The following is a 20,947-nucleotide window of genomic DNA, read 5'->3' as shown; positions in this document are numbered from 1 at the left end:
GGTCAACGACCCGGCGCGGGAACCACCCGCGGATGCGCGTAGTCACTGTTGTCGATGACGAAGTCCGCCCGTTCCCACGGGCGCGCCGCCTCGAAGTACAGGCGCTGCCCGCCGACGTACCGCCGCATCGACGGATGCTCCGGGTCGGGGTGGCTGCCGTCGCGAACGGCCATGCGCGCGGCGGTCACCGTGAACGGGACAGCCAGATGGATCGAGGCGTCCCAGCGGGATGCGAGGTCATCGCGCAGAAGGAACATGCCCTCCACGAGTACGAGGACTGCAGGATCCTCCTCCAGCCGGTTCTGCACGCCGCTTTCGAGTGCGCGGTAGTCGTAAGTGTCCTCCCAGAACCCGAACGGCGAGTGCCGCCCCTTCGCATGGCGGATGCGGGGCGGGTTGAGGAAGTCGTCCACGTGAACGACGGCCACCGGCCGGCCCGTGACGTGCGCGGCGAGGTTCGCAGCGAAGTGCGTCTTCCCGCTCCCGTCGACGCCGTCGATCGCGACCAGCCGTCCCGTGCCGACGGCAGCGAGGACGGCGTTCGCGAAGTCCGGCCAGAAGGTCACGCCTTCCTCGCGGCGAGCGCCTGCTGGTACAGGTCGCGCGAGCCGAGTCCGGTCGCGGCGGCGACCTCGGCACAGGCGTCCTTCAGTCGCATCCCCGACGCTACGAGTGTCTGCACCTGTGCCGCGGCATCCTCGGCGGAGACCTCGACCGGCGCCGCCCCCTCGACGACCACGACGATCTCGCCCTTCACGCCCTGTGCGGCCCAGGCGGAGAGATCGACGGCGGTGCCGCGGCGCACCTCCTCGTAGAGCTTCGTGAGCTCACGGCACACGGCGATGCGGCGGTCGTCGCCGAAGGCCGCCCCCATGTCGGCGAGGGAGGCCGCGATACGGGACGGGGACTCGAAGAACAGCATCGTGCGGGACTCGGATGCCAGGGCGGTGAGAGCGGAGCGCCGCTCCCCCGGCTTCCGCGGCAGGAAGCCCTCGAACGTGAACCGGTCGGTCGGCAGACCAGAGATGGCGAGTGCCATGAGCACCGCGCTCGGACCGGGGATCGCGGTGACCGTGACGCCCGCGTCGACGGCGGCGGCGACCAGCCCGTAGCCCGGGTCGCTCACGGCCGGCATGCCCGCGTCGCTGACGACGACGATGTCCTGCTCGGCGGCGAGGGCGACGAGATCGGCCGCCTTCTGCTTCTCGTTGTGGTCGTGCAGCGCGATCAGCCGCGGCCGGTTGGCGATCTGCAGCGCCTGCAGCAGCCGCTGCGTGGTGCGGGTGTCCTCGGCGGCGACGACCTCGGCGTTCTCGAGCACCTCGATGAGCCGCCGCGACGCGTCTCCGAGATTGCCGATCGGGGTCGCCGCGAGGATGATCATGCGACTCAGCTTAGAGATCGCGGGGTCCCGCACGAGCGCCCGGCGCGGAAATGTGCGGCTCACGCGGGCGACATCTGCTCGTGCTTCCGCGCGAAGCGCACACTTCCGCGCGAACGGCACGGCGACACCGCGTCTCAGTCAGCCGCCGCGGTCCGCGCGAGCACGCTCACCGTAGGCTGTCAGGGTGACCGAGACCGCCCCGCTGCTGCCGCCCGTCGAGCGGCGAGCGACCCGTCTCGAGACCCTGCGCGATCGGATCGTCGCTGCCCCCGGCTGGACCGGATCATGCGATGGCTTCCGCCGCTGCTGGTCACGCTGCTCGCGGCCGTGCTGCGGCTGACGAACCTCGGGCATCCGCACGCGATCATGTTCGACGAGACGTACTACGTCAAGGATGCCTGGTCGCTGTGGATCAACGGCTACGAGGCTACCTGGGGCGACGGCGCGAACGAGGCGCTGCTGAACGGCGACACCGGAGCCCTCGGCACCGAGGGCAGCTTCGTGGTGCATCCGCCGCTGGGCAAATGGCTCATCGCACTCGGGATGGCCGCCTTCGGCCCTGGGTCGAGCGTGGGCTGGCGCATCTCCACGGCCATCATCGGAACCCTGTCCGTGCTGGTCGTCTACCTGATCACGCGCGAGCTGACGCGCTCGCGCGTGGTCGCGACGATCGCGGCGTATCTGCTGGCGATCGACGGACTCAGCATCGTGCTGAGCCGGATCGCCCTGCTGGACGGCATCCTCACCTTCTTCGTGCTGCTCGGCTTCCTGTTCGTGCTCTACGATCGCCGGCATGCGATCCCGTTCATCGAGAGACGGGATCCCGACGTCGACGAGCCGATGCTCGGCCGGATCCTGTGGCGCCGTCCGTGGCTGATCGCGGCGGGCGTCGCGCTGGGCGCGGCATCCGCCGTGAAGTGGTCGGGGCTGTACGTGCTCGCCGGCCTGGGAATCTACGTCGTGGTCACCGACGCGCTCGCACGGCGACGCGCCGGTGTCACGTTGTGGCCGACGGATGCCGCCTTCCGCCAGGGCCCTGTTTCGTTCCTGCTGCTCGTGCCGCCGGCGCTGCTGACGTACCTGACCTCGTGGACCGGATGGATGGTGACCTCGGGTGGGTACGGACGTTCGGCGGGCGGCAATCCCCTGATCGAGCTGTGGAAGTACCACGAGGCGATCTACGGGTTCCACGTGAACCTGCACGCCTCGCATCCGTACGCGAGTCCGGCCTGGCAGTGGCCGCTGCTGCTGCGACCGACTGCGATCTGGGTCGGCAACGAGCAGGGCGAATGCGGCACGCATCACTGCATCTCGGTGATCTCCTCCGTGCCCAACCCTCTGATCTGGTTCGCCGGCATGGCAGCGGTGCTCTACCTGCTGTACCGGTTCGTGCGCGGGCTTCTTCTCCGGCAGCCGGTCGGTCCGGCTTTCACGGCGCCTCTGGTGGGGATCGCCGTCACCTATGTGCCGTGGCTGCTGTACCCCGAGCGCACGATCTTCCAGTTCTACACGGTGGTGATGGTGCCGTTCGTCGTGATCGCGCTGGCCGTCGCGCTGAGATCGCTCGCCGGAGAATCGAATGCTCCGCTGCACAGGCGCCTGGCCGGGCAGCGTACTGTCTTCGTGTTCCTGCTCGTCGCGACCCTGCTGTCGGCGTTCTTCTATCCGGTGTGGACCGGCATGAGCGTGCCCTACGACTTCTGGCTCGTGCACAACTGGATGCCGGGCTGGATCTGATGCCCGCCCCGAACGGATTCGCGTTCAGCGTTCGCGGCGCGGACGTGGTGATCACGCACCACGGACGAACGGCGACGGTGCTGCGCGGTGCACGCGCCGCCGAGTTCCTCGACGAGGTCGAGCGCGGGGACGCGCAGCTGCTGATGGCGAGGGCCACCGGGAACTACCGGCGCGGCAACGAGCGCACCGCGCGCCAGCATCCGCGCAATCAGCGCTGAGCGGTCTCCTCCGCGACGGGCCTGTGGTGCCCTTCGTCGAACTGCGGGCGGCGGCCGAAGAGGCGGCCGACGCCGAGCAGGACCCCGACGACGATCAGGCCGACCAGAACTCCGGCGACGGCGGAGATCGCGGTGTCGCCGAGCCAGACGACGAATCCGCCGAGCGGGGCGAGCAGTTCCTCGACGCCGTGCAGCAGGTCGGCAGGCGGGTGGAACCCCACCTCGCCGAGGTTCGCGAGCACCAGATGTCCGCCGACCCAGAGCATGGCGATAGTGCCGACCACACTGATCACGCGGAACACAGCCGGCATCGAGAGCACGATGCGGGTGCCGGTATGCCGCACACGGCGCACAGGGCTCTTGGCCATCTTCAGTCCGATGTCGTCGATCTTCACCAGCAGGGCGACGGCGCCGTAGACGACGCCCGTCATGATCGCGGCGATCACGGCAAGGATCATCAGGGTCTGCCAGAAGCCGAGGCCCTTGTCGAGGCTCGCCAGCGAGATGAGCATGATCTCGGTCGACAGGATGAGGTCGGTGCGGATGGCGCCCCAGACGAGACGCTTCTCGTCGCGAGCTCCCTCCTCCTCATGGCCGTGGCCGAAGCCGAACCATTCGAGCACTTTCTCGGCGCCCTCGAAACACAGATACACGCCTCCGACGATCAGCAGGTACGGCAGCACCGCTGGTGCGAACGCCGTGAGCATCAGCGCGACGGGGATGATGATGAGGAACTTGTTTCCGAGCGACCCCAGCGCGATGCGGCCGACCACCGGCAGCTCGCGTGCCGGCGTCAGCCCCTGCACATACTGCGGAGTGACGGCGGCGTCGTCGATCACGACGCCCGCCGCCTTGGCGGATGCCTTCATCGCGGCGCTCAGGATGTCGTCGACGACCGCCAGCAGACCGACCGACATGGGTTCTCCCTCTGAACTCGGGGGCCGTGTCGGCCCGGGAGAACACTATCTGGTGCGGAACTGGCTCGGCCGGGGAGAGCGCGGGCTGTGGAAGCACCGTCGAGAGGAGCTTCGCGGAGCGGTCAGGAACGCTTCACAGCCCGCGAGACACCGCAGGTCTGAGACGACACCGATCATCGGGAGGCACCGGTCGCGCGGCTCGTCGGCCCCGCGCGAGACCGGGCGCACCTCAGGGGCTGTCGCGTCCAGCGACGGTGCGGAGTCGGGTCTTGCTGGTGGGGTGCCAGTCGCGGTGGTCGAGGACACGGCCCGCGAGAGCGCAGACGAGGACACGGCGGGCGAGAGCGCAGTCGGTGGAAGCACCGTCGAACGGAGCGGAGTGACGCGGGTCAGGAACGCTCACGACCCGCGAGACGCCGCGGGTCTCAGACGATGCCGGGTCGTGAGCCGCTCATCCCGCAGCCCCTCCGACCTGTCCCGCACCTGCACCGCGGCTTCTACCAGCACACCGTCCACACGCCGCTGGATCCGCCCGGCGACATCCAACAGCCGCATCAGGTCAGCATCGGGCAGATCCGGAAGAACCTCTCCTTCGAACGCGTCGGCGAGCACCCCGGAAAGCTCTGCCTCCAGAGCCTCCACCCGGTCCACCACGTCGCCGTTCATATCCCCCCATTCAACCGACCACCACCGACATTCGAACACAGTTTCGCCCCAAACCTTAAACCCCAGATTGAACCAATCTTTTCCACTCGAGTCGCCGGATACAGGAGAACACCCCGAAACAGCGATGGTTCCGCAGCATCCGTCCTGCCCTCGTCGAATGTCTGCCGGCTCAGTCACAGGCATCGCGGCACAGCACCCAGAAACCGCACCTGCAATGTCGGAGCCTCGGCGCAATATCAGTACATGGACCGCAGACGACCGCCGATCACTGAGATTCTGCATACTCACCTGGCCCAGCAGCTGGAAGGCAAGAGTGGCCTGCGCCGACGACGGGTCGAGACCGCGGCCGCGCACCTGGAGCGCTACCTTGAGACCGAAGGCCCAGCGCAACTGACGGACCACGATCGAACCGTGCTCGAGATGGAGCGACAGTTCGACTCAGATCGCGCATTCCTGCACACGATGAACGCCGACCCGCTCGTCCTCGCGCTGCCCGATTTCCTTTGCGACCCCTGGCTGCTGCCCGACCGCATCGACCGCGCGGCTCAGGTCCGATACGCCTCCGCACTCTCAGACCTCATCACGCGGTGCCGCCTCGTCAACGGCAGGGAGTTCCTACTCCCGCTCACAAGACTGCACGTCGCTCTCCTGACGGCGCGGCGCGATGTCGACAGAGAACGGATCGCCGCCTCGACTCGCCGAAGATGAACCCAGCGGTGGCATGAGCGCCCGTCCTTCGTCTCTCCCCGCTGTGCGCGCAGCGCCCAGCGCCTGTTCCCGTGTGAGTCCGGCGGATGCCGCAACGAAGGTCGGCAGGCGGATCTGCTCGCACGCGCTGCTCGAAGCCGTGACACTCATCAGCGCTCCGGCCGTCCAGGCGATGCCATCGAGCGAGAGGAGCAGAAGCGTATGCGCGCTGTTCTCGCCCATTCTGCTGTCCTCGGCGAACGGTGGCCCCGGTTCAGCGGGCGGGAGACAGCTGCTCCGGATCGCTCGTCGGCAGCCGGCACACGAAGTCGCGGCAGTCGTACGCCACGCCCTCCACTGCGTCCTTCTCCAGAAACAGCTCGAACCCGGCATCCGCGAAGGCGCGGGCCTGCTCAGGCGTCACCACCGCGACGATGTCGGCATCGGTCCGATGCGCCGCCTCGGCGAGCTCGCCCGCACCGCCGACGATCACGATCTGCCGCGGCGACGACGCCAGCCCCGCGGCCACCCGCAGCAGCGCGCAGTACCCGAACGGATGCTCGACGGCCCGCCCGGCGAGTCCCGCGACCAGGTCCGTCGCCCGCTCCAGATAGGAGGCCCCTGCGCCCAGACGCCAGGCCGTGAGGGATGCCGGCGGCGAGCGCCGCCGTGCCGGAAGGAAGGTCACCGTCGCTGTCGTCACCCGCGACCGGGATGTCCTGAGCGACGAGCACAGGGTCGCCCGTGACGGGCGCGTTCAGCACATCCAGCGCCGCGGTCGCCCAGGACGCCTCCCCCGTCGCGAGCGCGAGCGCGAACAGCCCGTCGGCCAGCAGCCCGGAATCCGCCGTCGTCGCGACCGCGGCCGACGCGACGCCGTCGAGCGAGGACCGCACCAGTGCACCTTCAGGGGAGCGGTTCGTCGCCAGCACGAAGCGGGCCGCACCCGCCGCCGCGTCGATCCAGGACGGCTCAGCCAGTGCCGCACCGGCACGGGCCAGCGCGCCGATCGCGAGCCCGTTCCACCCCGTGAGCACCTTGCCGTCGACGGCCGGGGGCTCCAGCCCGCTCCGCTCGGCGACCGGCCGCCGATAGTACCCGCCCTCGTCGCGCTGCCCGTCGATCCACGACTCCGAGTCCTGTGCTGCTCCGAAGCCGCCGCCCTCGCGCCGCAGCACGCCGAGCAGGAAGTCCGCGACGCCGCGCACGACATCGATCCGCCCCGCAGCGAGGGCCACATCAAGAAGCTGCGCGTTGTCGATCAGCATCCGCTCGTAGTGCGGCACGGTCCAGTCGCGCTGCGTCGCGTAGCGGAAGAACCCGCCGTCCTCGTCCCGCAGTTCGGAGCCGGCCATCGCTGTCAGCGCGCGGTCGGCGACCTCGCTCGGCCCGACGGTCTGCAGGAACCGCAGCGTCGTCGCGACGGGGAACTTCGGTGCTCCGCCGAATCCGCCGTAGACGCGGTCCTCGCGACTCGCCACCTGTGCTGCGGCATCCGACAACTGCGAAGGCGACGGCAGCGGGGACGGCTCGGTCACGATCTGCGAGAGCGCGGATGCCACGGTATCCGCCTGCTCCACGACGACCTCGCGCCGATCCGCCCAGGCTTCGCGTACGGCGGCGAGCACGTCGCGGAACGATGGCATCCCGCCGCGGGCGACCGGCGGGAAGTAGGTGCCGGCATGGAACGCGCGCCCGGAGGGCGTCGTGAACACGGTGAGCGGCCAGCCCAGACTCTGCGTGAAGGCGGATGCCGCCGCCATGTAGGCCGCGTCGACCTCGGGATGCTCCTCGCGGTCGACCTTGATCGCCACGAAGCCGGCGTTCAGGTCTTCGGCGGTCGCAGCGTCGGAGAAGGACTCCCGCGCCATCACGTGGCACCAGTGGCAGGTGGAGTAGCCGATCGAGATCAGCACCGGCACGTCGCGGCGCTGGGCCTCGTCGAACGCCTCCTGCCCCCACGGATGCCAGTCCACGGGGTTGTCGGCGTGCGCGCGCAGATACGGGCTGAGGGTGCCTGCCAGGCGGTTGCTCATGGCTCCACGCTACGCCGGCCGCGCTCTCCCGGTTCCGGTCGCACTCGTTGCGGGTGCGGATGCCCGCAGACCCGCAGCGAGTGAGACCGGAACCGTGATCAGTTCAGTTCGGAGGGGTGCGCGCTGACGCGGCCGGAGCCGTCGCCCGGGTCGATCGCGTCGATCGCGGCGATCTGGTCGTCCGAGAGCTCGAAGTCGAAGACGTCGATGTTCTCACGCAGGCGCTCGGCGTGCACCGACTTGGGGAACACGATGTTCCCCTTCTGCAGGTGCCAGCGCAGCACGACCTGTGCGGGCGTCTTCCCGGTCGCGGCAGCGGCATCGGCCACGGCCGGCGTGCCGAACAGGTCGTACTTGCCCTGGCCGAGCGGCCCCAGGCCTCGACCTGCACGCCGTGCGCGGCGGCCCAGTCGGTGACCTCGCGCTGCTGGTAGGCGGGGTGCAGTTCGATCTGGTCGACCGCGGGGTCACACCGGTGGCGGTGACGATGTCATCCAGGTGCGGAATGAGGAAGTTCGAGACGCCGATCGAGGTCGCAAGACCCTGATCGCGAATCCCGATCAGCTTCTCCCAGGCGTGCACGTGGTTGTTGCGGGCCGGGGTCGGCCAATGCACCAGGTACAGGTCCACGTGGTCCAGGCCGAGCTTGTCGAGGCTCTCGGCGATCGCGGCATCCGGCTCGTCGCCGTCGTGGCGGTCGTTCCAGAGCTTGGTCGTGATGAACAGCTCGTCGCGCGGCACGCCGCTCTTCGCGATGGCCGCGCCCACGCCCTCCTCGTTGCCGTAGATCGCTGCGGTGTCGATGTGCCGGTAACCGATCTCGAGCGCCTCGGAGACCGCACGCTCGGTCTCGGCCGGGTCGACCTTGAAGACGCCGTAGCCGAGCTGCGGAATGTCGTAGCCGTCGTTGAATGCACGAGTGGGGATGATCATGCGTCCAGCCTAGAGGCTTGTGATGACAGGTGACGGGCGCGGTGGCACTCAGCGGAACCGCTTCCCCTCATCCCGGCGGAACAGCCACAGCGCGAGGGCGAGGAACACCGCGGTCCAGAACAAGATGCCCGTCCAGGACCACCACGGCAGGTCACCGCCCTGCACGGCCCAGATCACGAACTCGCGCGCCTGCCGCGAAGGGAAGAACTTCGACAGGGTGTCGAGCCAGTCGGCGAACATGATCGGCGGCAGGAACAGCCCGCCGGCGAACGCCAGGCCGAACATGACGACCTGCACGACGGCGATCGCCGCCTTCTCCGGCATCGAATAGCCGATGCAGGTTCCGATCAGCATGAAGGGCAGCGCGGAGACGGCGATCGCGACCAGCCCTGCGATCACTCGCCACGGCGACGCCTCGGCGCTGGTGAGCAGACCCCCGATCACGACGATCGGGAGCAGCGCCAGGAAGCCGAGCGCGCCGGTGGAGAAGATCTGGGCGAGCACCCGTACGATCCCCGGCGCGGGCAGGGTGCGCAGGTACGGATCCCACGGCTTCGACCTGTTCTCGGCGATGGTCAGCCCGAACGAGAACAGCCCGTTCGCCATCACCGCGAACACGCCCATCGCGATGATCGCCTGGGTGGCGAACTCGGGATTGTCGGCGACGGTGCGATTCGGCACGACGAAGAACAGCAGAGCCAGCGAAGGGAACGCGATCGATCCGATCACGGCGATCGGAACCCGCAGGGTCTCCAGCAGACTGTATTTCGCGTGCACCGCGGTCAGGGAGATGACGCTCATCGGATGCCTCCTTCCGCTGCGGGCTCCGGATCCTCACCTGTCAGCGCCAGGAACGCCTCTTCGAGCGTGGCGCCGCGCACGCTGAGCTCCGAGAAGTCGAGGCCGCTGCCCACGAGCCGGCGCACGAAGTCGTCGGAGTCGCCCACCATCAGGGTCAGTTCGCCGTCCTCCGTCACGGCGGGGGCATCGTCGGCGAGAGCGATCACCTCGCCGGCATCCGCGGTGCGCAGCGTGACACGTGACCGGGCGACCCGGCCGAGCACTCCTCGCAGCGCGTCGTCTGCGACGATCCGCCCGCGGTCGACGACGACCACGCGCTCGGCGAGCGCCTCGATCTCCTCCAGGTAGTGGCTGGTCACGACGATCGTCGCCCCCTGCGCATGCCGATCGCGGATCGCGCTCCAGAGCACCCGCCGGGCATCGACGTCGAGCCCGGTGGACGGTTCATCCAGCAGCACGAGCCGCGGGGCACCGACGAACGCGAGCGCCACCGAGATGCGCCGCCGCTGACCCCCGGAGAGCCCGCCGGTCTGCCGTCTCAGCAGGTCGGCGAAGCCGAACTGCTCGGCCAGCTCACCGGCATCCACCCGCTCCGGAAAATGGCTGCCGACGAAGTCCAGCACCTCGCCGACCCGCAGCGTCTCGGGCAGCGCGGTCTCCTGCGGCGTGCTGCCCAGCCGGATCCGCGACGAGGGATCGCGCGGGTCGCCGCCGAGCAGGCGCACCGTGCCGGATGTCGGCCGGCGCAGACCCTGCAGCAGCGACAGCAGTGTGGACTTGCCCGCGCCGTTCGGGCCGAGCAGCCCGAGGATCTGCCCCTCGGGGATGTCGAGCGTGACGTCGTCCACGGCGACGAGGTCGCCGAAACGCCGGGTGACGTGGTCGAAGGATGCCAGTGTCATGTCGTTCCTCCCAGCAGGCCGCGCAGCTGCGCGGTGTAGTCCTCGAAGGCCCGGCGGCCCTTCGTGGTGAGCGCGATGTAGGTGACGGGCGTGCGTCCCCTGTGGGTCTTCTCGACGATGACGTAGTCCGCGTCCTCGAGCTTGCGCAGATGCGTGGAGAGGTTGCCGGCGGTCATGTCGAGCACCTCCTGCAGCCGAGGGAAGGTGATCTGGTCCTTCGCGTCGAGCGTGGCGAGCGCGGCGACGATGCGCAGCCGCGCCTGGGCGTGGATGACGGGGTCGAGGTCAGGCACGGCCGACCTCCGCAGTGGCGACGCGACGACGCGCGAGGTACACCCACCAGGCGGTCCAGGCCGCGACGAGCAGGAACGCCCCTCCCCGGCGAGCGCGTAGACCAGGTAGTTCACCGGCGGCGGCAGCAGCGATCCGATCGCCGCCATCGCCACAGACCAGAGGCCGAGCACCACCATCGGGTACGCCCGCCAGATCAGTCCGGACATGATGTACATCACGCCGGCGAAGAAGATGAACGCGCTCGGGTAGAACACCCCGAGCAGGTCGGTGTCCATACCCGCCTGCACCAGCGCCTGCCCGATCACCACCACGGCGATGCTGCCCACCCACCAGGTGTTGCCGTAGACGATGCCGAGGATCGCGCTGTCCTGCGTGCCGCGCAGGCCGCGCCCGGAGCGGATGCCGAGCACCATCGACACCAGGCCTGCGGCGAAGATCAGCCCGGCGAACGTGAGTCCGGCCGCGAGCGTCGGCGCTGTGTTCTGCGGATGCTGCCCGGCGTCCCACCACAGGATCAGGAAGCCCACGAGCCAGGCGATGCCCCAGGCGACCAGGATCCACGGCACGAAGCCGGCCATCCGTCCGGTCACCGTGCGCTGCTGGTCCTGCACCAGCGACAGCATCTGCTCCGGCGACAGCGGCACATCTTCGTCTTCGTTCATAAACCACTTTGTACTGCAAACTTATTTGCATGTCAATGGGTCGCGATGATCGGCGCTGCTCGACCTCATAAGATGGAGGGCTATGTCTTCGCCCGTGATCGTCTATCCCCGGAGCTGCCGGTCTCGGCCGCGCGCGGCGAGATCGCCGATGCCATCCGCGACCACCAGGTCGTGATCGTCGCCGGCGCCACCGGCTCGGGCAAGACCACCCAGCTGCCGAAGATCTGCCTCGAGCTGGGCCGCGAGCGCATCGCGCACACCCAGCCCAGACGTCTCGCGGCACGCACGATCGCTGAGCGCGTCGCCGAGGAGCTGCACGTCGAGCTCGGCGACCTGGTCGGCTACAAGGTGCGCTTCACCGATCAGATCTCGGATGCCACGCGAATCGCGCTGATGACCGACGGCATCCTGCTCAACGAGATCCACCGCGACCGGCTGCTGCGCCGCTACGACACGATCATCATCGACGAGGCGCACGAGCGGTCGCTGAACGTCGACTTCCTACTCGGCTACCTGCACCGCATCCTGCCCGAGCGACCCGACCTGAAGGTGATTATCACCTCGGCGACGATCGACCCGCAGAGCTTCGCAGCGCACTTCTCGGCCCCTTCGACAGGCTCAGGGACCCAACCGGCCCCCGCCCCGATCATCGAAGTCTCCGGCCGGACGTACCCGGTGGAGATCAGGTACCGGCCGCTGGTCGACGGGGACACAACTCCGGAGCAGCCTGCGCGGAGGCCGATGAACCGCCCCGCAGGCGGCGCCGCCGCAAGAGATCTCCGGAGTTCTGGCGCCACCCCGGAGCCGGAGGACGAGGTCACCGCGATCGTCGGCGCGCTGCGCGAGCTCGACCGCGAACCCGCCGGCGACGTGCTCGTGTTCCTGCCGGGCGAGGCCGAGATCCGCGATGCGGCCGAGGCCGTGCGCGCCGCCTATCGCTCGCAGACCGCGCCGGTGGAGGTGCTGCCGCTGTACGGCCGCCTCTCCGCCGCCGAGCAGCACCGGGTCTTCGAGCCCTCGAAGGTGGCCGGCGTGCGCCGCCGCGTCATCCTCGCCACGAACGTCGCCGAGACCAGTCTCACCGTGCCCGGCATCAAGTACGTCGTCGACACCGGCACGGCCCGCATCTCGCGGTACAGCAACCGCTCGAAGGTGCAGCGGCTGCCGATCGAGGCCGTGTCACAGGCATCCGCGAACCAGCGGTCGGGGCGCGCCGGCCGTACCAGCGACGGAATCGCGATCCGCCTGTACGGCGAGGACGACTTCGAGAAGCGCCCCGAGTTCACCGAGCCGGAGATCCTGCGCACCTCGCTCGCGTCGGTCGTGCTGCAGATGCTGTCGCTCGGCTTCGGCGACATCACCGAGTTCCCGTTCCTCACTCCCCCGGACTCCCGTGGCGTGAAGGCCGCGCTCGACCTGCTCGGCGAGCTCGGCGCGGTCGCGCTGTCACGAGACGGCGCACCAAGGCTCACCCGCATCGGCCGCGACATCGCCCGGATGCCGATGGACCCGCGATTCGCACGGATGCTCGTCGAGGCCGGCCGCCCATCGACGGGCTCAGGGACCCACGTTCTGGAAGAGGTGCTGCCGATCGTCGCCGGTCTCTCGATCCAGGACGTGCGCGAGCGGCCCTCGGCGGAGGCTCCGCAGGGCATCCGCGATGAGGCCGACCGGATGCACGCCCGCTTCGCGGATCCGACCAGCGACTTCCTCACCCTGCTGAACCTCTGGAACCACCTGCGCGAGCAGCAGAAGGAGCTCGGATCGAGCGCGTTCCGGCGCATGTGCCGCAGCGAGCACCTCAACTACGTGCGCGTACGGGAGTGGTTCGACGTGCACCGGCAGCTGAAGACGCTGACCCGGTCGTTGAGCGACCGCACCGCTCCCGGGTCGTTGAGCGAGCGCAGCGAGACGAAACGCGGTGACGTGCCTCAGGGAGCTGGGAGCGTTTCGTCTCTGCGTTTCGACTCGCCGGCGGCTCGCTCAACGAACACCCCCGTCGCTCGCGGGGCGACCGGGGCGGAGACGACCGGTGCAGAGAACGGCGACGCCGTCCACCGCGCGATCCTCGCGGGGCTGCTCTCGCAGATCGGCATCCTCGACGAGCGTTCCACGGCGAATGGCTCCCTGAGCCCGTCGAAGGGCAAGAACAAGACCAAGGGCGAGAAGCGCCGCATCGCCGAGTATCGCGGCGCGCGCGGCATCCGGTTCTCGATCTTCCCGGGATCGGCGCTGCGCAAGAAGTCGCCGCCCGCCGTGATGGCCGCCGAGATCGTGGAGACCTCGCGCACCTTCGCACGCACCGTCGCGCAGATCGATCCGGCGTGGGCGGAGTCGCTCGCCGGCGATCTCGCGAAGCGGCAGATCTCGGAGCCGCACTGGTCGAAGGATGCCGGCGCCGCCGTCGCCTCCGAGAAGGTGACGCTGTTCGGGGTCGAGATCATTCCCCGGCGTCGCGTGCAGTTCGCCCGTATCGACCGGCCGGGCGCGCGTGAGCTGTTCGTGCGGCACGCGCTGGTCGAGGGCGAGTGGGATCCGTCCAGAATCGACAAGCGCGTGACCGCGTTCTGGCGCGCCAACGCGGAGCTGCGGCGCCGTCTGGAGAAGCTCGAGGAGCGCGAACGGCGCCGCGACATCCTTGCCGGCGACGAAGCGGTGTTCCGCTTCTACGACGAACGTATTCCGCCTGACGTATACGACGTGCGCTCCTTCGAGAAGTGGTGGCGCGACGCGCTGGCGCAGACCCCGAAGCTGCTGGTCATGCGTGAGAGCGATCTGATCGACGACGGCGAGCGCGCCGAGCAGAGCGAGTTCCCGACCCGGTGGCCGCAGGGCGATCAGGTGCTCGGCCTCGCTTACCGCTTCGAGCCAGGAGCCCCCGACGACGGCGTGAGCGTGGTGATCCCGCTCGCGCTGCTGCAGCAGGTGCAGGACACGGGTTTCGACTGGCAGGTGCCCGGGCTGCGCGCCGAGCTGATCACCGCGCTGCTGCGCGCGCTGCCGAAGGCGATCCGCCGTCACGTCGTGCCTGCGGCGGACTGGGCCGAGCGCTTCGGCGCCGAGCTGGCGGATGCCGGACCCGAGAAGCACACCGGACTGCCTCCCCTGTCGCTCGTCGAAGCGCTCGCCAAGCGCATCCTGCCGCTGGCCAATCAGCCCGTCTCGGCAACCGACTTCGAGATGGAACGCGTGCCGTCGCACCTGCGGATGAACTTCCGCGCGGTCGATGAGCGAGGGCGCGTGGTCGGTTCCAGCCGTGACCTGGGCGAGCTGCAGGACCAGCTGGCCGGCCGCTCGCGGCAGAGCGTCGCGCGGCAGATCTCGCGCGGCGATGAGCCGCGGGGCGGCGGAGCGCGAAGCCCGCCACCTCCGCGGCATCCGTCGCCGCAGCATCCGCTCGCGGCCCGATCGAGCGCGACGGCATCACGTCGTGGGACTTCGGCGACCTGCCCGAGGTGCTCGACACGAAGGTCGCCGGCGGCATCGTGCGCGGCTATCCCGCACTGGTCGACACCGGCAAGGCCGTCTCGCTGCGCGTGGAGGCGACGGCGGATGCCGCGGCCGCGGCGACCCGTGACGGTGTGCTGCGGCTGGTGCTGCTGAACGTTCCCTCGCCGTCGTCGTACGTGCAGGAGCACCTGACCGCGCCGGAGAAGCTCGCGCTCGCGGCCTCGCCCTATCAGAACGTGCAGGCGCTGATCGAGGACTGCCGTGCCGCCGTCGCCCGCGCGCTGATCGAGCGGGCCGCTCCGGGAGGCATCGTCCGCTCCGAGGCCGAGTTCACCCGAGTGCGGGATGCCGTGAACGCGGCCCTGGTCGACGAACTGTTCGCCTGTGTGTCTCTCGTGGCCCGCGTCCTGACAAGGACGCGAGACGTGGAGCGGGGCATCAAGAAGCAGAATTCGCTCGCGCTGCTCGCGCCTCTGAACGACATCCGGTCCCAGCTGAACGGGCTGGTGCATCCGGGCTTCGTGACGGAGACCGGACTGACGCAGCTCGCGCACCTGCCGCGGTATCTCGACGGCATGCTCGAGCGGCTGAAGACCCTGGCGGACGCCCCCGGCAAGGATCGCACCCGCATGACCGAGTACGAGCGCATGGCGTCTCTGTTCGCGGATGCCGGCGGCGCGGTGCCGCTGCCTGCCGATGCCCCCGCGCAGCTCGTCGAGGTTCGCTGGCTGCTCGAGGAGTACCGGGTCAGCCTGTTCGCGCAGCGTCTCGGCACCGCCCAGCCGGTCTCGCCCCAGCGCATCACGAAGGCGATCGCCGCGCGCTGATCGCAGCGCGCATCCGCCTGGCTCAGCCGGCTTCGGCGCGTCGCCTGCCGGGCAGCGCGAGCAGAGCACCCGCCACCAGCAGCACGGCCGCGAACGCTGCGGCGATCCATGGCGTGTCAGCCGGGATGTCCAGGTAGGCGGTGATGCCGAGGATGCGGGCGAGCCCCCAGGGCAGCAGGCCCATCTCGTCGTTCCAGACGGTGAGGGCGGTCTCCAGTCCGATGAGCCCGACGACGACCGACGGAACCAGCAGTCCCGCGCCGGCTGAGGCGAGCACGGCCCCCGTGGCCCGCCGCGCGCCGATCCGGGTCGAGAGCGCCCATCCGGCGGCGACGAACACCCAGACGAAGAGCGCGAACGCGACCGCGATGTACGCGGTGCGCGGTGCCGGCTCGGTCCAGAACGCGTACCAGTAGCCGCCGGGGCCGGTGAACGACAGCGCGAACAGCGCGAGCATGCAGCGCAGCACGACGACGCCGCCGACCGCCACGATGACCGGCCACGGAGAATGCCGCCATACGAAGAGACGGATCACGAGCGCGAACAGCACCCACGCTCCGAGGACCAGCGCCAGGTGCGTCCAGGACTGAAACGAGGTCTGCACGGCTCGTGTGGCCACCAGCAGCGCCGCCGGGACGACGAGCAGCAGCCAGCGGTCAGTGTCGAGCAGGCCGAGTGCCGACTCCCGAGCGCGCCACGGCCGGGTCGACGAGACCCAGGTGGCACGTGCGGCGGCGGCGCCGGGGCGCCGCACCAGCCGGGTGCGCGCCGCGAGCATCCCGATGACGACCCAGGCGACCGAGAGCGCGAGCAGCCCGCGCGCGAGCCAGGCCATCAGGTCGTCCCGTGCGGTCCGTTCGATGCCCAGCCGCGCCGCTGTCAGGTTGAGTGCGGGGTGCGCCAGGTCGCCGTCGTAGGCCTTCAGGTGCGCGGCCGCGAGCTTCTCGAACCTCGCACGGTCCGCATCCCACGCCGCCCGCGCGGCGGGCGAACGGGTGTCGTGCCACTGCCCCTGGTGCAGCATGAGCGAGCGATACGCGGCGAGCATCCGGAGCGTGTCGACCTCGTATTCGAGAGTCCCCACGAACGCGTCGCGGATCTGCGGCGAGCGCCAGGTGCCGGCATCCGTCGCCGAGACCGTGCCGAGCATGTGCTCGGCGACCGCCACGGCACGCTCGCCGTCGGCGATCGCCGCGTCGATGCCGCCGTCGGCGTCGCGCACGATGGAGTACATGACGTCGAGGACCGCGGAGTCGCCGGTGAGGATGTCCCACTCGAAGATCCACATCATCGGCGGAGGCTCCAGCCCGATCGCGAACACCCGCTGCTGCGCGAACTGCGCGATGTACAGTCCGTGCGCGATGGCGTCGCGCGAGCTCGCCATCGCCGTGGTGATCGCCTGCACCGTCTCGGGGTCGGTGGAGAACCACTCGCGGGCCCAGTCGGCCGTGACCGCCGCGACATCGGCTGACGGTTCCCGGGCGAGGGATGCCGCGATCTGCGTGTTCAGCTCGTACAGCTGCCAGAACCCGGCCTTGAGGTAGAGCGTCATGGGCCCGGCGCGCCATGGTCCGCCGTCCTGGGTCCACACCCACACGCCCTCGATCCGGTCGTTCGCAGCGAGCAGCTGCTGCAGGGCCCGCTGGTACTCGGCCCCCAGATCGTTGGCGAAGGCGCCGAAGTTCTCGAACTCGCGTCTGCTCTGCAACTCGATGATGCGGCGCTGGGCGCCCTGTTCGAGCGTGTCGTTCACCGGCAGCCAGGTGTAGAAGTCCCCCAGGGTGTACTTGGTCGACACGATCAGTGCCGGCGAGTCGATGCCCCCGAGCACAGCCTCGTACGAGGCCGCGTTCGTGTGCATGTCGCCCACCGCCCCGATCCCCACCGACCAGGTGCGGAAGACGACTTCCCGATCCGAGGCCTCCGCCTGCGCGGTGAACGCCTCGAGCATCGTCCGCACGGCGTCGACGGTGGTCACGCTGAGTGCGGAGTAGTAGTCCCATCCCTCCACGTCGTACACGGTTCCCGCCTCGCCGATGCGGATCAGCACACCGTCCAGTGCGGGCACGGCGTCGTACAGCTCGTCGAGACCGGCGGTGTAGACGTCCCACAGCTCGGGGTTCTCGGTGTCGAGGGCGCCGAAGCGCTCTCGGAGGTACTGCTCGAGCGGGTCGGTGAGCGCGAGCATGTCCGTGCGCAGGAACACCTGTACTCCGAGCTCGTCCGCGCGTTCCCAGAACGGCGCGAACGCCTCCCTCATGGCGAGCGCCTTCGCCCGGTGCTCGTCGTCCTCCGCGTACACGGGGCCGTCCGGTGCGCCATCGAAGGTGACGAACTCGACGAAGCCGGGGAACGCGATCGCGTTGAATCCGTTCGCGAGTGAGTGACGCAGGAACACGTCGAAATCGTCGTAGGCCTCCGCCAGCGCGGCCCGATCGATGTACGGGGCATCCGGCTGGAGCACGTCGGCGAACGCCCGGGATGCGTGGGAGTAGTCGGTGCCGGACTCCCATGCAGCCGGGTCCGGTGCCACTCCCACGGCTCCGAGGTCGGTCATGCGCAGGGTCAGCCGGGACGCCTGGTGCGCGCCGATCAGATCGGTCAGCGGCTTCGAGGCCCGCACCTGAGCGGCGATGTCGTAGATCGCCCGGACGGTTCCCGCTTCGGTCACGGCATGGATCCGCAGCGCCGAGGAGTCCCCTTCCAGGACGTACACGTCATCCGTGCCGCCACCGGTGGCGTCGGCGGACAGAGACGCCTCGCCGTCCGTCGTGGCCGCGTCGGCGATCGCGTCCCGCAGTTCATCCATCGCGACGTTGACGCGCTCGCCGCCGGGGACGTCGATCATGCCGAGCTCGGGCGGGGCGACCGGTTCGCCGGCGGTGACGGCTGCGGCGGCCGCGGGCAGCATCGGCGAGGACGACTCGACGCGGATGCCGAGAGCATCGCCGACCACGAGTGCGGCGCCTGCACCGAGCGCGACGAGCACGATCGCGGTGACGGCGGCGAGGATGCCTCGTCGTCGCGCCGTCGTCATGCTCTGATGATAGGCGCGGCCCGGACTCCGATCACCGGGCGTTAGCCTGAACGCATGGCTCGTGCGATCGTCTTCTCTGAAATCGGCTCCCCCGACGTCCTCCGCCTGGTGGAGGTGCCGGATCCCGTTCCGGGCCAAGGCGAGGTCGTGGTCCGCATCGAGGCGGCCGGCGTGAATCCGATCGACGCCAAGCAGCGCGGCGGTGTCCGGCCGCTGCCGCCGCTGACCGAACCGCGACGCGTCGGCTTCGACGGTGCGGGCACGATCGCCCAGGTCGGTCCCGGCGTCAGCGGCTTCGCCGTGGGAGACCGGGTGGCGATCCGCGACACCCTCGGCACGTACGCCGGCCTGCTGACCGTTCCCGTTGCGCATCTCGCCCACCTGCTCGACGGTGTGACCGCCGCCGAGGGCGCCGCCCTCGCGACCCCGGTCGGCACCGCGTATCAGGCGCTGCGTTCGCTGCGCGTCGCGAAGGACGAGACGCTGCTGGTGCACGCCGGATCCGGCGCGGTCGGACAGGCCGCCATCCAGTACGCCGTGCTGTGGGGTGCAACCGTGATCGCCACGGCGAGCCCCGAGAGGCACGACCGGCTGCGCGAGCTCGGCGCGGTCCCCGTCGCGTACGAAGACGGGCTCGAGGACAGAGTGCGCGAGGCAGCGCCGAAGGGCGTCGACGTCGCGCTGGACTGCGCCGGCACGGACGAGGCCATCCAGACGTCCCTCGCTCTCGTCGCGGACCACGACCGCATCGCGACGATCGTGCGCGGGCCGGACGCCGCGTCGTTCGGCATCCAGGCGTACTCGGGCGGCAGCCCCGAGCCCCTGACCGAGGAGCAGCTCGCCTGGCGCGCCGAGGCTCTTGCCCTGACGATCAACCTCCTCGTCGCCGGTGACTTCTCGGTCGAGCTCGGCCGCGAGCTGCCGCTCGCCGATGCGGCCCGTGCCCACGAACTCGTCGAGTCGCACTCCGTGCAGGGCAAGGTGGTCCTGATCCCCTGACCCGTGGGCATTCCCGGGCTGCAACAGTTCGACACATGACCGACGCCGGAGAAGCGCGCGCAAGAGGATAGGGGGATGACGAACTCCCCGGCACCGAGCTCTCCCCCGCCTTCGCGACGGCACAGGTGCAGCACGGGTTCGCCACCGGGGCGCTGAACCGGTCGGCGGTGCCGCCGATCCACCAGACCGCGGCATACGAGTTCGCGAATCTGCAGGAGGCCGCCGACCTGTTCGCGCTGCGCAAGTCCGGCATCATCTACAGCCGCAACGCCAGCCCCACCCAGCTCATCCTCGAGGAGCGCGTCGCCGCGCTCGAGGGGGCACAAGCGCTGTCGCCGTGGCATCCGGTCAGGCGGCCGTGGCGGTCACCCTGCTGGCGCTCGCCGGCCGCGGCGGGCACATCGTCGCCGCCAACCAGCTCTACGGCGGCTCGGTCGACCTGCTGCAGGACACGCTCGACGACTTCGGCATCCCGGTGACGTTCGTCGACCAGGACGACGCGGATGCCTGGCGCTCGGCGATCACCCCGCAGACCAGGGTGTTCTTCGCCGAGTCGGTCGCCAACCCGATCGCGCAGGTCCTGGACATCCGCCTGGTCGCCGACATCGCTCACGAGGCAGGTGTGCCGCTCGTGATCGACAACACCGTCGGCACGCCGTACCTGATCCGCCCCGGCGAGCACGGCGCCGACTTCACGGTGCACTCGGCGACGAAGTTCCTCGCCGGCCACGGCACCTCGCTCGGCGGTGTGGTCGTCGACCAGGGCACCTTCGACTTCGGCGCGGAGCCGGAGCGCTGGCCGCAGTTCACCACGCCGTTCACCCGGTTCGGCGACCTCGTGCTCTGGGAGCGCTTCGGCCCCGGCCAGGCGTTCGCCGTGCTGGTGAAGTCGAAGTACGTGCACGATCTCGGACCCTCGCTGTCGCCCTTCAACGCCTGGCAGATCCTGCAGGGCATCGAGACCCTCGACCTGCGCGTGTCGCGGCAGAGCGCCTCGGCGCTGCGGATCGCCGAGCACCTGGCCGGCCATCCCAAGGTCGCGGCCGTGCATCACCCCGGTCTCGCCGGCAACCCGTGGGGCGAGCTGGCGGAGCGCTACCTGCCCCGCGGCGTGCCCTCGGTGTTCTCCTTCGACGTCGCGCCCGGCGCCGGCGAGGACGAGGTCGAGCGGGTCTCGCGCCTCATCGACGGCCTCGAGACCTTCCGCCTGGTCGCGAACATCGGCGACGCGCGCAGCATCGTCGCGCACCCGGCATCGATGACCCACTCGCACCTGAACGCCGAGCAGCGCGACGCCGCCGGCATCTCGCTGGGCACCATCCGCGTCTCGGTCGGCCTGGAGGATCCCGCCGACCTCATCGCGGACCTCGAGCGCGCGCTCGCGCTTCTCTGACTCG

At 69.9% G+C, this 20,947-nt stretch carries 14 protein-coding genes and 3 pseudogenes; 6 read left to right on the top strand and 11 right to left on the bottom strand.

Annotation, left to right across the window (positions count from 1 at the left end; genetic code table 11):
- Positions 1-2: 2 nt before the first annotated feature.
- Both L2X99_RS02305 and rsmI read right to left on the bottom strand, forming a co-directional pair.
- Complete coding sequence (locus L2X99_RS02305; protein WP_236125234.1) at positions 3-566, bottom strand: uridine kinase; 564 nt, start codon at positions 564-566, stop codon at positions 3-5.
- Positions 563-1,384, bottom strand: coding sequence for a 16S rRNA (cytidine(1402)-2'-O)-methyltransferase (gene rsmI, locus L2X99_RS02300; protein ID WP_236135587.1), 822 nt, complete (start codon positions 1,382-1,384; stop codon positions 563-565). The genes L2X99_RS02305 and rsmI overlap by 4 nt, the downstream gene beginning before the upstream one ends.
- Before the next feature lie 285 nt (positions 1,385-1,669).
- Between rsmI and L2X99_RS02295 the strand changes: the two genes are divergently transcribed.
- Entirely contained in the window at positions 1,670-3,121 is a 1,452-nt protein-coding gene (locus tag L2X99_RS02295) for a dolichyl-phosphate-mannose--protein mannosyltransferase (protein WP_236125235.1), read from the top strand.
- Positions 3,121-3,339, top strand: a complete 219-nt coding sequence (locus L2X99_RS02290; RefSeq protein WP_236125236.1) for a hypothetical protein — start codon at positions 3,121-3,123, stop codon at positions 3,337-3,339. Before L2X99_RS02295 ends, L2X99_RS02290 begins: the two co-directional genes overlap by 1 nt.
- Here the strand turns inward: L2X99_RS02290 and L2X99_RS02285 are convergent.
- Positions 3,330-4,256, bottom strand: a complete 927-nt coding sequence (locus tag L2X99_RS02285; RefSeq protein ID WP_236135586.1) for a DUF808 family protein — start codon at positions 4,254-4,256, stop codon at positions 3,330-3,332. The genes L2X99_RS02290 and L2X99_RS02285 overlap by 10 nt on opposite strands.
- 399 nt (positions 4,257-4,655) lie before the next feature.
- Positions 4,656-4,922: a hypothetical protein gene (locus L2X99_RS02280; protein WP_236125237.1), complete on the bottom strand. Its 267-nt coding sequence runs from the start codon at positions 4,920-4,922 to the stop codon at positions 4,656-4,658.
- A 243-nt stretch (positions 4,923-5,165) separates the two neighbouring features.
- Between L2X99_RS02280 and L2X99_RS02275 the strand changes: the two genes are divergently transcribed.
- Positions 5,166-5,630 carry a hypothetical protein gene (locus L2X99_RS02275; RefSeq protein WP_236125238.1) on the top strand — a complete coding sequence of 155 codons (465 nt, stop codon included), beginning with the start codon at positions 5,166-5,168 and terminating at the stop codon, positions 5,628-5,630.
- A gap of 253 nt (positions 5,631-5,883) precedes the next feature.
- Here L2X99_RS02275 and L2X99_RS18100 read toward each other — a convergent pair whose 3' ends face one another.
- The 6 genes and pseudogenes from L2X99_RS18100 to L2X99_RS02250 form a co-directional block, all read right to left on the bottom strand.
- A complete protein-coding gene (locus tag L2X99_RS18100) occupies positions 5,884-6,033 on the bottom strand; it encodes a hypothetical protein (RefSeq protein ID WP_329608118.1) in 150 nt (49 codons plus the stop codon).
- On the bottom strand, positions 6,023-7,645 hold the full coding sequence (locus L2X99_RS02270; protein WP_329608117.1) for a thioredoxin domain-containing protein: 1,623 nt from the start codon (positions 7,643-7,645) through the stop codon (positions 6,023-6,025). The genes L2X99_RS18100 and L2X99_RS02270 overlap by 11 nt, the downstream gene beginning before the upstream one ends.
- A gap of 98 nt (positions 7,646-7,743) precedes the next feature.
- Positions 7,744-8,578: pseudogene (locus tag L2X99_RS02265) on the bottom strand (aldo/keto reductase).
- A gap of 48 nt (positions 8,579-8,626) precedes the next feature.
- Positions 8,627-9,379 carry an ABC transporter permease gene (locus L2X99_RS02260; RefSeq protein WP_236135585.1) on the bottom strand — a complete coding sequence of 251 codons (753 nt, stop codon included), beginning with the start codon at positions 9,377-9,379 and terminating at the stop codon, positions 8,627-8,629.
- On the bottom strand, positions 9,376-10,281 hold the full coding sequence (locus L2X99_RS02255) for an ABC transporter ATP-binding protein (RefSeq protein ID WP_236135584.1): 906 nt from the start codon (positions 10,279-10,281) through the stop codon (positions 9,376-9,378). The genes L2X99_RS02260 and L2X99_RS02255 overlap by 4 nt, the downstream gene beginning before the upstream one ends.
- A complete protein-coding gene (locus tag L2X99_RS02250; RefSeq protein ID WP_236126925.1) occupies positions 10,278-10,574 on the bottom strand; it encodes a transcriptional regulator in 297 nt (98 codons plus the stop codon). Before L2X99_RS02250 ends, L2X99_RS02255 begins: the two co-directional genes overlap by 4 nt.
- A gap of 745 nt (positions 10,575-11,319) precedes the next feature.
- Between L2X99_RS02250 and hrpA the strand changes: the two are divergent.
- Positions 11,320-15,514, top strand: a pseudogene (gene hrpA, locus L2X99_RS18095) (ATP-dependent RNA helicase HrpA).
- A gap of 22 nt (positions 15,515-15,536) precedes the next feature.
- Here hrpA and L2X99_RS02230 read toward each other — a convergent pair.
- Positions 15,537-18,551 (bottom strand): hypothetical protein, encoded by a 3,015-nt coding sequence (locus tag L2X99_RS02230; protein ID WP_236135583.1) that lies wholly within the window; start codon positions 18,549-18,551, stop codon positions 15,537-15,539.
- 54 nt (positions 18,552-18,605) lie between these two features.
- On the opposite strand from L2X99_RS02230, the gene L2X99_RS02225 reads away from it, so the two are divergent.
- A complete protein-coding gene (locus L2X99_RS02225) occupies positions 18,606-19,550 on the top strand; it encodes a quinone oxidoreductase family protein (protein ID WP_236125245.1) in 945 nt (314 codons plus the stop codon).
- Positions 19,551-19,675: 125 nt separating this feature from the next.
- Positions 19,676-20,943 (top strand): annotated as a pseudogene (locus tag L2X99_RS02215) (O-acetylhomoserine aminocarboxypropyltransferase/cysteine synthase family protein).
- Positions 20,944-20,947 lie beyond the last annotated feature (4 nt).

The organism is Microbacterium sp. KUDC0406 (assembly GCF_021582875.1).
Taxonomy (GTDB): Bacteria; Actinomycetota; Actinomycetes; order Actinomycetales; family Microbacteriaceae; genus Microbacterium.
The sequence above is the reverse complement of the archived record's forward strand: the minus strand, read 5'-3'. Positions and strand labels throughout refer to the sequence as shown.